Source organism: Sinorhizobium sp. B11 (genome assembly GCA_039725955.1).
Taxonomy (GTDB): Bacteria; Pseudomonadota; Alphaproteobacteria; order Rhizobiales; family Rhizobiaceae; genus Rhizobium.
The window spans coordinates 2975946-2989529 of sequence record CP091034.1; the positions used below are offsets into that span (position 1 = coordinate 2975946).

General features: G+C 61.7%; 13 protein-coding genes and 1 other RNA gene. 5 read left to right on the forward strand and 9 right to left on the reverse strand.

What is annotated here, in order from left to right; translation table 11 throughout:
* Positions 1-8 precede the first annotated feature (8 nt).
* Together LVY75_24855 and miaA are read right to left on the reverse strand one after the other, a co-directional pair.
* Positions 9-557, reverse strand: a complete 549-nt coding sequence (locus tag LVY75_24855) for a phosphoglycerate mutase family protein (protein XAZ22031.1) — start codon at positions 555-557, stop codon at positions 9-11.
* 12 nt (positions 558-569) lie between these two features.
* The gene (gene miaA / locus LVY75_24860) at positions 570-1463 is read right to left on the reverse strand and encodes a tRNA (adenosine(37)-N6)-dimethylallyltransferase MiaA (protein XAZ22032.1); all 894 of its coding nucleotides are present in this window, start codon (positions 1461-1463) and stop codon (positions 570-572) included.
* On the opposite strand from miaA, the gene serB reads away from it, so the two are divergent.
* Positions 1462-2352: a phosphoserine phosphatase SerB gene (serB, locus tag LVY75_24865; GenBank protein ID XAZ22033.1), complete on the forward strand. Its 891-nt coding sequence runs from the start codon at positions 1462-1464 to the stop codon at positions 2350-2352. The two genes, miaA and serB, sit on opposite strands and share 2 nt — an antisense overlap.
* Before the next feature lie 79 nt (positions 2353-2431).
* Here the strand turns inward: serB and LVY75_24870 are convergent, their stop codons facing one another.
* From LVY75_24870 to LVY75_24895, 6 genes are all read right to left on the reverse strand, one after another.
* Positions 2432-4186, reverse strand: a complete 1755-nt coding sequence (locus LVY75_24870; protein ID XAZ22034.1) for a Do family serine endopeptidase — start codon at positions 4184-4186, stop codon at positions 2432-2434.
* A gap of 103 nt (positions 4187-4289) precedes the next feature.
* Positions 4290-4475 carry a DUF2065 domain-containing protein gene (locus LVY75_24875; protein ID XAZ22035.1) on the reverse strand — a complete coding sequence of 62 codons (186 nt, stop codon included), beginning with the start codon at positions 4473-4475 and terminating at the stop codon, positions 4290-4292.
* Positions 4476-4486: 11 nt separating this feature from the next.
* Positions 4487-5449 (reverse strand): protease modulator HflC, encoded by a 963-nt coding sequence (locus tag LVY75_24880; protein XAZ22036.1) that lies wholly within the window; start codon positions 5447-5449, stop codon positions 4487-4489.
* A 3-nt stretch (positions 5450-5452) separates the two neighbouring features.
* Positions 5453-6550 carry an FtsH protease activity modulator HflK gene (hflK, locus tag LVY75_24885; GenBank protein ID XAZ22037.1) on the reverse strand — a complete coding sequence of 366 codons (1098 nt, stop codon included), beginning with the start codon at positions 6548-6550 and terminating at the stop codon, positions 5453-5455.
* Between the two features lie 146 nt (positions 6551-6696).
* A complete protein-coding gene (locus LVY75_24890; GenBank protein XAZ22038.1) occupies positions 6697-7218 on the reverse strand; it encodes a dihydrofolate reductase in 522 nt (173 codons plus the stop codon).
* A 107-nt stretch (positions 7219-7325) separates the two neighbouring features.
* The gene (locus LVY75_24895) at positions 7326-8120 is read right to left on the reverse strand and encodes a thymidylate synthase (GenBank protein ID XAZ22039.1); all 795 of its coding nucleotides are present in this window, start codon (positions 8118-8120) and stop codon (positions 7326-7328) included.
* A 114-nt stretch (positions 8121-8234) separates the two neighbouring features.
* On the opposite strand from LVY75_24895, the gene ssrA reads away from it, so the two are divergent.
* The 4 genes from ssrA to LVY75_24915 all read left to right on the forward strand — a co-directional run bounded on the left by ssrA (position 8235) and on the right by LVY75_24915 (position 9800).
* Positions 8235-8611: a transfer-messenger RNA gene (gene ssrA / locus LVY75_24900) on the forward strand.
* Between the two features lie 130 nt (positions 8612-8741).
* Entirely contained in the window at positions 8742-9254 is a 513-nt protein-coding gene (locus tag LVY75_24905) for an SspB family protein (protein XAZ22040.1), read from the forward strand.
* A 51-nt stretch (positions 9255-9305) separates the two neighbouring features.
* On the forward strand, positions 9306-9494 hold the full coding sequence (locus LVY75_24910; protein XAZ22041.1) for a DUF4169 family protein: 189 nt from the start codon (positions 9306-9308) through the stop codon (positions 9492-9494).
* Between the two features lie 84 nt (positions 9495-9578).
* Positions 9579-9800: a ribbon-helix-helix domain-containing protein gene (locus tag LVY75_24915; protein XAZ22042.1), complete on the forward strand. Its 222-nt coding sequence runs from the start codon at positions 9579-9581 to the stop codon at positions 9798-9800.
* Between the two features lie 26 nt (positions 9801-9826).
* Here LVY75_24915 and LVY75_24920 read toward each other — a convergent pair whose 3' ends face one another.
* Complete coding sequence (locus LVY75_24920; protein XAZ22043.1) at positions 9827-13534, reverse strand: AsmA family protein; 3708 nt, start codon at positions 13532-13534, stop codon at positions 9827-9829.
* Between the last annotated feature and the right edge of the window lie 50 nt (positions 13535-13584).

A 13584-nucleotide genomic window follows, 5' to 3' on the forward strand; every position in this document is an offset into this window, starting at 1 on the left:
GCGGTGGCTCAGTGAAAATAGGAGATTGCCTCGATCCGCATGGTCTCGTCTGCGACCGCCAGCTTTATCACGGTTGGCATGGTGAGGAGCTTCCACAATTCGTAACCGGACGTCCCAGAGAGATTCCCGAGGAAGCTGCAGAGAATGCGGCCGTGGGAAACAACGGTGCATCGCGTCGCTCCGTCCAGCTGCGAGGCAATATGGCTCAGACCGGCTCTGAATCGCGCTGCCGTTTCGGCATGGGAATCGCCCCAGACCCGGTTCTCCCGATCGCTGAAATAGCGCTCGACCGATATCGCGAAATCGTCGCTTGATATCCACGCCACTTTGTCGGCTCGATGCTCGCGAAACTCCTCGACAGCCGTCACCTCCAGGTGCGTCAACTGTCTTGCCGTCTGCATTGCCTTTGCTTCGGGGCTGCTGAAGACCAGTTCGGGCAATAGGCCTTTGAGAGATGCAGCCACGGTACGGCCAGCCTCGGTCAACGCCCAGGAGGCGGGAGGGCGCTCCGGATCGGGCATCGTCTCTGCATGGCGAACAAGATATATTTCACGCATTCCTGGAACACTTCATGTCAACCGCTCCCAGCTTTCATCCATCTGGTTGCGGAACCATGTCATCTGCCGCTTGGCATATTGCCGCGTGGCGGCCGCCCCGCGCTCGATCACCTCGCTGCGGCTCATCTCACTGCGCAGCATCGCCGCGATCTGCGATACACCGATCGCTTTCATGACAGGCATCTCGGCGGGAAGATCGAGCGCCAGCAGCGCCTTCACCTCTTCCTCTGCTCCCTGCTCCAGCATCTTCTCGAAACGGCCATTGATGCGCTGGTGCAGTACGGCGCGATCCGGCAGCACGACGATCTTGCGCGCCGTCTCGGGATCGACGATGACTGGCCCCGCCTGCCCCTGGAATTCGGCGATCGACTGGCCCGTCGCCTCGAAGACTTCAAGCGCCCGCACGATCCTCTGCCCGTCCTGCGGATTGAGGCTTCCGGCGACGGCGGGATCGGCCTTGGCAAGGTCCGCATAGAGAGCTTCCGGCCCCTGCTGCAGCAGTCGGCCCCGCAGCCGCTGGCGGATCGCCTCGGGGATGACAGGCATCTCCGAGAGCCCGCCTGTCAGCGCCTTGAAATAGAGACCGGTGCCGCCGACGAAGACCGGCAGCTTTCCCTCGGCGCGGATGCGCGGCAAGAGCGCCGTCACATCCCGCAGCCAGGCGCCCGTCGAATAGGCCTGCCCCGCCGGCACGTGACCGTAGAGATGGTGCGGCACGCCTTCCATATCTTCTTCCGAAGGCCGCGCAGTCAGCACCCTCAGCGTGTCATAGACCTGCATGCTGTCGGCGTTGATCACCACGCCGCCATGCTGTTTGGCCAGTTCCACAGCGAGCGCGGACTTGCCGCTGGCAGTCGGCCCGGTTATCAGGATCGCATTCAAAGTGCTCAGAAGGTTTTCCATCATGGCCCTCGTTGCCACGCTTGTTGCCAATCCGTCAAACCCCGTTCTTTCGCCCGCGATCGCCGAGCGCGCCGCCGACGCCGTCAAGTCATCGGGGCTCTACTGGCTGGCGGACGGTGTTGCCTGCGATATCGTGCTCGCGGACGGCTCCGACGGCCAGGCGGCCGAGGCCAGCCTGCACGCCGTAATCGCCGGCAACCCGATCGATCTCGTCATCCAGGAACAGGAAACCCGCCGCAAGAAGCTTTTGATCGCCGATATGGATTCCACCATGATCGGCCAGGAATGTATCGATGAACTCGCCGCCGAAGTCGGCCTCAAGGACAGGGTCGCGGCCATCACCGCCCGCGCCATGAACGGCGAGATCGCCTTCGAGCCGGCATTGCGCGAACGCGTCGCGCTCCTGAAGGGCCTGCCGATATCGGTCGTCGATGAAGTCATTGCCAAGCGCATCACGCTGACCCCGGGCGGCCCGGAACTGATCGCCACCATGAAATCGAAGGGCTATTACACCGCCCTCGTCTCCGGCGGCTTCACGGTCTTTACCAGCAAAATCGCCGCGACCCTCGGCTTCGACGAAAACCGCGCCAATATCCTGCTTGAGGAAGGCGGCGTCCTCTCCGGCTACGTCGCCGAACCCATTCTTGGCAAGCAGGCCAAGGTCGACGCCCTGAACGACATCGCCGCCCGTCTCGGCATCTCCCCTGAAGACGCCATTGCCGTCGGCGACGGCGCCAACGATCTCGGCATGCTGCATCTGGCCGGCTCCGGTGTCGCCTTGCACGCCAAACCGGCTGTCGCCGCTGAAGCAGGCATGCGGATCAACCACGGCGACCTGACGGCGCTGCTCTATATCCAGGGCTACCGCAAGACGGATTTCGTCACGGCTTGAGCGCAGCGAACCACATCTGAAAACAGAAAAGGAGCGGCTAGCCGCTCCTTTTTGATCTTCGGAACCGTATTCGAAGCCCTTACTCCATCGGCACGGCTACGAAGCGCAGATCGCCATTGGCAGCGGCGACCATCATCTGCGCATTGCGCCGGCCTTCCTGCTTCAGCGTCTGCACTTTCGTGGCAACCGCATCCGGCGACTTCATGAATTCCTGCGCCACTTCGACGATCACGTCGCCGGGCTTGAGACCCTTTTCGGCCGCAGCAGAACCCGGCGCGACCTCGGTCACGACGACACCGTCGACGCTTTCGGCGATGCCGAAGGCCTTGCGGGTTTCGGGGCTAAGCAGCGAGAGCGACAGGCCGAGCACGTGCTTTGGCGTAACCTGGCCTGGTGTCGCCTGATCCTGCCCCTTTTGATCTGGGCCCTTCTGATCCTGTCCTTGATCCTGCTGATGCGGATCCTGGCCGTCCGGCGCGGTCTGTCCCTGATCGCCGCCCTGATCCGGTTCGTCCATATCGTTGTTTTCGCCGGGATCGGGATTGATGACGCCGCCATCGCCGGAATTGTCGCCGGCAGCAGCCGCCTGGTCGCTGTCTTCGAGACGGCCGAGCGTCACCTTCACGGTCTGCTCCTTGCCGTCGCGCAGCACGATGACATCGACCTCCTTGCCGACAGGGCTTTCGGCGACCACGCGCGGCAGGTCGCGCATCTCGCTGACGACCTTGCCGTCGAATTTCAGGATGACATCGCCCGCCTTGATCGAACCATCATCGACAGGTCCGCCCTTGATGACCCCCGCAACCAGCGCGCCCTTGGCGCTGTCGAGGCCGAGGCTGTCGGCCACCTCGTCGGTGACGGGCTGGATGCGCACGCCGAGCCAGCCGCGGCGCGTCTCGCCATATTCGCGAAGCTGATCGACGACGCCGGAAGCAAGCTCCGACGGCACCGAGAAGCCGATGCCGATCGAGCCGCCCGAGGGAGAAATGATCGCCGTATTGATGCCGATCACCTCACCCTTCATGTTGAAGAGCGGACCGCCCGAATTGCCCTTGTTGATCGCCGCATCCGTCTGGATGAAATTGTCATAGGGGCCGGCATTGATGTTGCGGCCGCGGCCCGAAATGATGCCGACCGTGACCGATCCGCCGAAGCCGAACGGGTTGCCGATCGCCATGACCCAGTCGCCGATGCGCATGACGCTGGAATCGCCGAACTTGACGGATTTCAGCGGCTGCTTCGGCTCGACCTTCAACACCGAAAGATCGGTCTTGGTATCCGTGCCGATCAGCTTGGCCTTGAGCTTGGAGCCGTTGGCGAAATTGACCTCGATGTCGTCGGCGCCTTCGATCACGTGGTTGTTGGTGACGATATAGCCGCTGGGATCGATGACGAAGCCGGAACCGAGCGAACTGACATTGTGGTTGGGACCGCGATTGCCCTGCTGCTTATTGAAGAAATCGTTGAAGAATTCCTGGAACGGCGAGCCATCCGGCGCGCGCGGAGCCGGCCCTGCACCCTCGTCATCCTTCACGTTCTGCGAGGTCGAAATATTGACCACGGCATCGAGCAGTCCCTCGGCGAGATCGGCAACGGAAGCCGGCCCGTTGCCCGGCGCCGTCATCTGCACCGGCGGAGCCGCGGGTGCGACCGCAGCAGGAGAAACCGCTGGTGCTTGAGGCGCCGCAGGGGCCGGTGCTGCCTGTTCAGGTGTCGCTGGTGCGGGAGCGGTTTGCGCATGCGCAACACCGCTTGCGCCGACATTTGCCAGAAGGGCGGTGCCGGCCAGGAGCGCGAGCGTTCGTCTGAAGGGCGAGCGATTCGTGGGGGCCATCAAGCTTCCTCTGCTGGGGTAAAGGCGCACATACAGCATCAGCATACGGCGGAATGATGGAGGGCGAAATCACCTTTTCGCGAAATCCCCTTCCGAATGTGACCTACCCTCGCAAAAGCCAGACTCCTCCGACGCCAAGCGCCGTCGCTGCCAGGCCGAAGGCTCTCAATTGCCACTCTGGAATGCTGGGAAGAAGCTTCGCCATCCCGACAAGAAAACGAGGGGCCAGTGCATAGACCAGCCCCTCGATGATGAGGAAGAATGCAAGTCCCGTCAGGAAATCCTGCATTCTCTATATCGTCAGTTCGCCGCCGGAGCAGGCGCAGGCTGCGCGGCCGGCGGCGGCACGAGGCCGCCCGTCTGGCCGGGTACTGCAGGCTGATTGCCGTTCGAATTTTCGAAGTAGCGGAAGAACTCCGAGCTCGGCGACAGAACCAGCGTCGTATCCTGCGAGGACAGGGCCGTGGAATAGGCCGACATCGAGCGATAGAACTCGAAGAAGGCCGGATCCTTGCCGAAGGACTCTGCGAAGATGCGGTTACGATCTGCGTCACCCTGACCACGCAGGATTTCCGAGTCGCGCTGGGCATCAGCGGTGATCTCGACGACCTGACGGTCGGCGATGGCCCGGCGGCGCTGGCCTTCTTCGTTACCCTCGGCGCGAATACGCTCCGCCTCGGCCAGACGCTCTGAGCGCATGGCGTTATAGGTATTCGGAGCCACTTCCGGCGACAGGTCGGTCCGGCGAATGCGGACATCGTCGATATGCAGGCCGAGATTTTCGGCGTCGGTGCGCAGATCGTCCCGGATTTCGAGCATCATCGCCACGCGCTCTTCCGAAAGCGCGGCATTGTAGTCGCGCAGACCGTAGACGCGGCGAAGCGAGGAATCGAGCTGCGCGCGCAGACGTGCCTCGGCAGCGTCACGATCACCCGACACCGTTTCGCGGAAACGGCGCACATCCGAGATGTTGTAGATCACGAAGGCATCGACATCGAAGGTCTGGCCGTCCTGAACCTGAACGCGGATATTGTCGAGGTCGAGCCTGAGTGCGCGCTTTTCGACATATTGCACCCGGTCGGCATCCATGAAGCCGAACGGCAGCTTGAAATAGAGGCCCGGCTCGGTCTTCACCGACTGGATCTGACCGAAGCGCACGACGATCGCCTGTTGACCCGCGTTGACCACGAAGATCGACGAATAAAGAATGGCCAGAAGGATCGCGAGTGCGATGAGGATTACGGGAAGTCTGTTCGATAGCATGGTTCAACCTCCCTGCCGTGCCGGTGCCGCCGGTCGATTGATCTCGTTGAGCGGCAGGTAGGGCACGACGCCCTGCTTGTCGTCGATCACGACCTTCTTGGAGTTCTTCAAGACCTGTTCCATCGTTTCCAGGAACAGGCGCTTGCGCGTCACGTCGGGAGCTTTCGAATATTCGTCATTGATGGCGGTAAAGCGCTGGGCCTCACCTTCGGCTTCCTTGACGACGCGATCCTTGTAGGCGGCTGCGTCTTCGCGGATACGGGCGGCATCGCCTCGCGCCTGGCCGAGCTTCTGGTTCGTATAGCGGTTGGCGTCCTCGATCGTGCTGTCGCGGTCGCGGCCGGCACGCTGCACTTCTTCGAAGGCATCGGCGACTTCACGCGGCGGCGCCACGTTCTGGATCGTCACACCGGTGACGGTGATGCCCGCGCCGTAGCGGTTCATCGTATCCTGAACGATGTTGAGGACCTGTGTCTCGATCGGCTGACGATTGCTGCGGAACGCATCCTGTGCCGGACGGCGGCCGACGATCTCGCGCATGGCGCTGTCGGAAACCTGCTGCAGCGTCTCGGCTGGATTCTCGACGCCGAAGAGGTAGGCCTTCGGATCGCTGATCGTGTAGAAGACGGCAAACTGTACGTTGATGACGCTCCTGTCACCCGACAGCATCAGCCCGCTCGAAGAGCCGGCCGTGGTGGCGCCGATATTCTGCTGCTGCACCGTCACCTTGACCATCTCGACGGTTTCGAACGGCCAGAAGTGGAAATGCAGGCCCGGCATGGAAATTTCTTCCTTGGGCTTGCCGAAGCGCAGTTCCACGCCGCGCTCGTCCGGCTGGACGACGTAAATGCACTGGAAAAGCCAGAAGATCGCAATGACCGCGACGATGATCGCAACGACACCGCCGTTGAAACCGCCGGGAACGATGCCCCGCAACTGATCTTGTCCGCGACGGATGATATCTTCCAGATCGGGCGGACCGCCCTTGCCGCCGCCACCGCCGCGTGGACGGTTCGGCCCCTGCCCCCATGGTCCCTGATTGTTATTTCCGCCGCCGCCGCCCCAAGGGCCGCCGCCGCCATTCTGATTGCTCCAGGGCATCAAAACCTCGTTGTTCGTTACGTCATACACATCCGACCGCCGTGGGGGCTACCGGCGGATGCGATGGGACCGTTATAGGTATCACCGCATCTGCTTTCAACGCGGCGTCAGAAACTTGGTCAATATAATTGGAAAATAGTTCCTTTTCAGGCATCTCGACGTTCATAAACGACGAAACGCGTGGGATAGGTATCCCTCTCCCCTGCCGGAACATCAAGACTTTCGGTCGCCACCCAGGCGGCCGGATCGATGGCCGGAAAAACAGTATCGCCATCCACATCGGCCTCGACATGCGTGATGCACATGCGATCGACGAAAGCCATGGCCTGCGCGTAGATCTGCCCGCCGCCAAGGATGGAGATTTCGTTTTCGCCCTGCTTGCGGGCGAGCGCCTCGGCCATTGTGATCGCTTCGTCGAGCGAGCGGGCCATATGAACATCGGGATGGTCGATATCGGCATCCCGCGAGATCACCACGTGCTGGCGTCCCGGCAGCGGCTTTCCGCCGAAACTCTCGAAGGTCTTGCGGCCGACGACGACGGGCTTGCCCACCGTCATCGCCTTGAAGCGCTTGAGGTCTGTCGAAAGCCGCCAGGGCATGTCACCGTCGCGGCCGATGATGCCGTTGCGGGCAACGGCGACGAAGATGGTCTTGCGGATATCGGACATCGGCCTTCCCGGCTTGGAGCACGCCACGCAAACCTGTGAAGCGGTCTGCGGTAACGACATGCGAAACAGAAACCTGAAGCAGGCGATCTGAAAGATCGCGACACGCTTTAGACGGCGATCGGCGCCTTGATACTGGCATCGGCCTCATAGCCGACGAGCTCGAAATCCTCGTAGACGAAGCCGAATATATCCTTGACGTCGCGCTTGATCGCCATGCGCGGCAGCGCATGCGGCTGGCGCGTCAGCTGCAGTTTCGCCTGTTCGAAATGGTTGTGGTAGAGATGTGCATCGCCGAGCGTATGGACGAATTCGCCATATTTCAGCCCTGTCACCTGCGCCACCATCATCGTCAGCAGCGCATAGGAAGCGATGTTGAAGGGGACGCCAAGGAAGATATCGGCCGAGCGTTGGTAGAGCTGGCAGGAAAGCTTGCCGTCGGCCACATAGAACTGGAACAGGCAGTGACAGGGCGGCAGCGCCATCTCGTCCACTTCGGCCGGGTTCCAGGCCGAGACGATGTGACGGCGCGAGTTCGGATTCTTCACGAGGCCTTTGACGAGATTGTCGATCTGGTCGATATGGCCGCCATCCGGCGCCGGCCAGGAGCGCCACTGGGCACCGTAGACCGGTCCGAGATCACCGTTCTCGTCGGCCCATTCGTCCCAGATGCTGACGCCGTTTTCATGCAGGTAGCGGATATTGGTCTCGCCCTTGAGGAACCACAGGAGCTCGTGGATGATCGAGCGCAGATGCAGCTTCTTCGTCGTCAGCACCGGAAAGCCGGCATCGAGATCGAAGCGCATCTGGTGACCGAAGACCGAGCGCGTGCCGGTACCCGTACGGTCGCCGCGGTCGGTGCCGTTTTCCATCACATGGCTCAAGAGGTCGAGATATTGCTTCATGGTCGCCACCGATTCCTTTTGCGCCTAATTTAAGGGGAAAACGGCCGCAAACCAATGCGCCTTGCTGATTATCCAAGCAAAATCGCTGGAGAGCACGAAGCTTTTGTGACGTATCCCCTTTCCTTGCGATCACAAAAACACTATATCACCCGTGCCGGCTTTCGGGCCGGCTATGGCGATAAACGGGCGATGGAATAAGCCTATTGGACCCGGGGGCGGTACCCGGCGCCTCCACCAAAAACAGACGGCTTCCCTGATGGGAAAAGGACTGCTTTTGATGGGGGCGAAATAGGATCGACAAGGGTGTAAAGATCGACTTTTTGCTCGGCATGATACCGCCGTTATCGGGTCACAAGTGTAGTTGCAAACGACAACAACGCTAAGGAATACGCTCTCGCTGCCTAATGGCGGTGTGAGAATTCCGAACTAAGCCCTTACGGTTAGCCCCGTAAGGCGGGGTCCGAAGGCACCTGGCAACAGAAGCCTTCACCTTCTCCCCTTTTTCGACGAAATCATGTATGCTGATGGGTGCATGAATCGGCTTGCGCCTTTCCCAAAGCGGCCGGACGTGCCATAGAAGTTCGTGAAAAGACTTCCAAACCGACGAAAGACAGGAAAAGCATGGGGCAGGATCATATCCGCTACGACATTCTGGCACAGGACGCGTTGCGCGGTGTCATCCGCAAGGTCTTGACCGAAGTCGCAACGACGGGCCGTCTGCCCGGCGACCATCACTTCTTCATTACGTTTCTGACCGGTGCTCCCGGCGTGCGCATCTCGCAGCACCTGAAGTCCAAATATCCTGAGCAGATGACCATCGTCATCCAGCACCAGTTCTGGGAACTGAAAATTACGGAATCCCACTTCGAGATCGGTCTGTCCTTCTCGGACGTGCCGGAAAAGCTCGTCATTCCCTTCAATGCCATCAGAGGCTTCTACGACCCCTCGGTCAATTTCGAGCTGGAGTTCGATGTGCCGCTGAGCGATGGCGAGGAACTGCCGGCAGCCGAGATCACCGCCTATCCTGTCGATGCAGCCAAATCCGAGGATGCGGCGGCAAAACCTGCCGTGGAAGGCGAGGAAAAGAAACCGGGCTCGGTCGTTTCACTCGATTCTTTCCGCAAGAAGCAGTAATGCCAAGGGAGGCGAAAGCCTCCCTTTTTCTTTCATGACGGAGACAACCGCATGAGCGCCGAAATCGTCAACCTGCGCCAGTTCCGCAAGCAGCAGGCTCGCTCCGAAAAGGAGAAGCAGGCAGAGCAGAACCGTATCTCGCACGGCCGTACCAAAGCTGAAAAGCAATTGACCCGTGCCCTCAACGAGAAAGCCGAAAAGGTGCTCGATCAGGGCCGGATCGAAGACGACAAGACCTGATCGCCGACGTCTGAAAGGCTTGGGCGATCAAGCAGATGCGATTCCTTACTGAATCACTTTCTCAATCAAGACGAAGCAGGGCCGATGATCCGCAAACATTCGGCGACGTTGCACGGGCACCGCACCAGTTTTTCGCTGGAAGATGAATTCTGGACCGAGTTGAAGGCGATTGCCGCGAGCCGCTCCATGCCGCTCGCGGCACTGATATCAGAGATCGACGATAACCGCATGCCCGACAGCAACCTCTCCTCAGCATTGCGGCTGCACGTCCTGTGCTGGCTGAAAAAAGCCGCGGCGAACGCCTGATTGGGCGTGTTTGACCGCCGCCCTTTTTACTGCGCCTGAACGCCTGGCAGCTGATCGAAATTGAGCTGGCCGGGCGGTGACGGCCGTTCAGTCCGGCGCGCAGCCTCGGCCTCCGACGCGGCCCTCGCCTCCGCCTCAGCCTTGGCACGCGCCTCTGCTTCAGCCGCTGCCTTCGCTTCGGCTTCGGCCTTGCGCTGAGCCGCATCCTGCGCCAGACCCCGCAGCCGCTGTTCTTCTGCCTGCCGCTGCCGCTCGATCTCGGCAGCCGCGACCCGCTGGGCGTCATTGAAGCGATAGAGCGCCACCTCGCGCCGCAGCCGCTGCTTCTCCAGCACGTTGGCCTGCAGGCGCTCGACGCGACGCCGCTCGCGCTCGAAGGCACGCAGCGAAAGATAGCTGGTGATGTCGGTCACATCCATCGTCTTGCCGGGCGAGGCCAGCAGGCCCGAGAAGTTCAGGCGGATACCCGGCTCCGCGCCTGAAAGCGCCTCGGCGCCAGGGTTGAAACCGATGCCGAGCGTTGCGCTGATACGCTGCTGCGGCAGCTCGATCTGCGCATCGGCGCTCAGATGCGCCAGATCGTTGGAGACACTGACGTTCTGGATACGCAGCGTACCGTCGGTCACGTTGAAGGGAATACCGAGTGGCGGCAGTTTTGCCTCGCCGTTGTTCAGCAGCGTCTCGACGATCGGATGCACCTTGCCCGCATTGATCTGGTCCTGCATCGGATCGGTCGCGGCCAGAAGCGGCGCCAGGATCGCAAGGTTCAGCCCGCGAACGCTCGTTTCGCCAAGCCGGATTTCACCCGAGCCGTTCAGCGAGCTCGCAATCTCCGAAACCGTCTTGCCGGAGGCTTCGAGCGCCAGCGACATGCCGAATTTTCCGTTGGCGACAGGTGCGCCGTCGCGCGGCCAGATGACGCCACCGAGATCGGAATCGGCAAGTGCCAGTCGCGACTGCAGGAAGCCCGTGCCATTGGCATTGGTGAAAAGCAGGTTGCCGGAGAGTGTGCCGCCGTCCCAGTTGCCCGCAATGTCGTTGAGCTGCAGCTCATCACCCTTGTAGGCAACATTCGAGCTGAAATCGTTCACCGCCGTGTTGAAAACACTCGGCCAAAACTGCTTGGCTGTGAGCTTCAGATTGACGTCGAGATCGCGGAAGAGCGGCATGCCAAGGGCTGCCGTCGTCAGCTGGCCATTGGCGGGATCATTGATCTGCCCGAACACGGCCTCCCCGAGCCAGCCGAGATCGGCCGTGGCAAGCGCAAGCGCGCCGCTCGCCGTCGTCTTTGCCGCCTTGCGGTCGAAGGTCAGCGCACCGGCAAATTCGTTGTCGGCCGCATGCCCGTTGAGATCGGCGAGCACCACCTTGTCGGCATCGATGGTCGCATTGGTCTGCAGCTTGAAGGGCAGCCCGGTGCCAAGCTCGGGCAGCGCAATGCCGTTCATGACCAGATACGGGTCGAGATCGGCACTTTCGAGCGACACGGCGACCTTGCCGTTCATGAAAGTATCGGGCCGCACGTCGACCTTGCCGTTTGCCGTAAACGAGGTCCGGTCGGTCGCAAAGGTCAGCGCGGCGTCGGCGGGATCATTGTCGGTCGCCGTGACCTTCAGCGTCATGCGGCCATTGGCGCCGGCATCGACCGGCAGCGGATCGAGGCCCGCCTGCCCGAACAGGATCGACGGCACGGCATTGTCGAGCGTTGCCTCGAGCGTCGTCGTGCCGTTGCCGGTCAGCGCCAGCAGGTCGGACATGCGGTAATCGAGATTGACGCGGCTGCCGTTCGAAACGCCCGCGAGCGTCACCGCCAGCGCATCGCCATCATCGCCGCCGAGCGTCAGCGCACCGCGCAGCGCCGTATTGCCATACCAGCCCGCATTGCGCACCAGCCGGTCCATGACCGGATGATGCGGCAGATGCTCGCGCAGCATGGCGAAGAAGGCGCCGGGATCGGCAGCCTTGAAGGTGATCTCGCCGGTGCCCTTATAATCGAGCAGCGATCCCTCCGCCTTGCCCGTCGCCGTCAGTTCGGCGCCAGCAAGGTTCTTGATCGCCAGCCGATCGACTGAAAGTGCCCCGTCTGCGAGCGTGAAAGTCGTTTCGACATTGTCGGCCTGCACGCCGAAGGCGGTGAACTTATCGGCCTTGAGCTGCGCGGCGATCCTGTGATCGAGCACGTTGTCACCGGCATCCTGGCCCGTAAAGAGGCCGGTCAGCGCCCTCAACGCATCGAGATCGAGTGAATCACCGTTGAGCGCAACGGAAAGCGACGGTGTCTGGCCGTTGGTCGCCTGCCGCTCCAGACGCCCCCTCAGCGTCGCGGCACCGATCGCGATCTCCAGATTCTCGAAACGCTGCAGATCGTGCGTCAGGCTGACATTGGCGGAGAAACCCGCCTGCCTTAGTTGGCGGATCGCCGGATCGACCGAACCTGCCAGCCAGGAAGCAAGCCCGGTCGGCTGGTTGGAGGCAACCACCATCTGACCGTTGAAGGACGGTTCGCCCGTAAGCGTCAGCTTGCCCTTGCCTTCCACCTGCGTGCGGCCGGGCAGCGTGCCGACGGCACTGTCGATCATCCAGCCGTTGCCGGCAGGCTCCAGTTCCAGAGCCACGTCGCGGATCGTCGTATCGCCCGCAACGATCGCCGGCAGGCGCACGGTCGCCTTGCCCGGCACCTGCGGGATCGGTACCTGGCCGACAATTTCAAGCAGCGAATTCAATCGCTGACGTGCCGAAACCGCTGGGTCGCGGTTGGTCTTGCCGGCGGCACCCTGATTGCCGATACGGTTGACGTCGATCTGCTGGCCATCGGCGGTCAGCAGGAATTCCGGCGCCTTTCCGGTATCGAGCGTCGCCTCGCCGGTGATCACATAAGGGTCACTCGTGGAGCCGACCTCCATGCGGTATTCGGGAATGCGGATGCGGTCGTTGGTAAGCTCGAAACGACCCTTGAGGCGCGGCGGCGCCTCCCCTTTTTCAGTCTTGCCCTCGCTGCTCTCGATCGCGGCCGAGAGCGTGCCCTGGTAATTCGGCCGGCTGTCGACGAGCTTGAGTTCACCGTCGAGATCGATGCTGACGGGATGTTTGTCGGGCGCAAGTCGGGTGCGCACGCGCAGCACACCGTTTTCGTCCGGCTGATTGCTGGCAATCGAGAAGCTGCCATGCTCGCCGTCAAGCGCGCCGTCGCCCTCGATGCGCCATGGACCGGCGAGCGACTTTGCCGACATCTCGGCATTCAGCCCCGTTACGTGGCGCGAACGACCGGATTGATCATCGATGAACTCGATCTCGCCGCCGCTGACATGCACATTTTCCAGAACCACCGTCTTGGCTGGAATTTCCGGCTGGCTGCCGCGCATCCAGTCCAGCGAACCGTCCTTCAGGAGCCGCAGCTGCACCTTGGGATTGACCACGCGCATGTCGAAGATCAGCGCTTCGCCCGAAAGGAAGGGCGCAAGCTCGGCATCCATGGAGAACTGCTCGACCTGCACCACAGGCGTGCCGTCTTCCTCCTGGCCGACGCGCACGTCATGCAGCGTCACGGAGGGAAACGGCAGCAGCCGGGCATCGACCGTGCCATGCACCGTCACCTTCTTGCCGATGATGCGGCTTGCCTGATCCTCGAAATTCTTCCGGAAATCCGTCCAGTCGATGAATAGCGGTGCCAGCAGCGCCACGAAGAGCACTACGACGATCACTCCTCCTAGAAAGACGAGGAACCGGCCTATCAAGTCAGGGATTCTCCATTCGGGATTCTGTTGCCGACACTAGCGCTATTCAT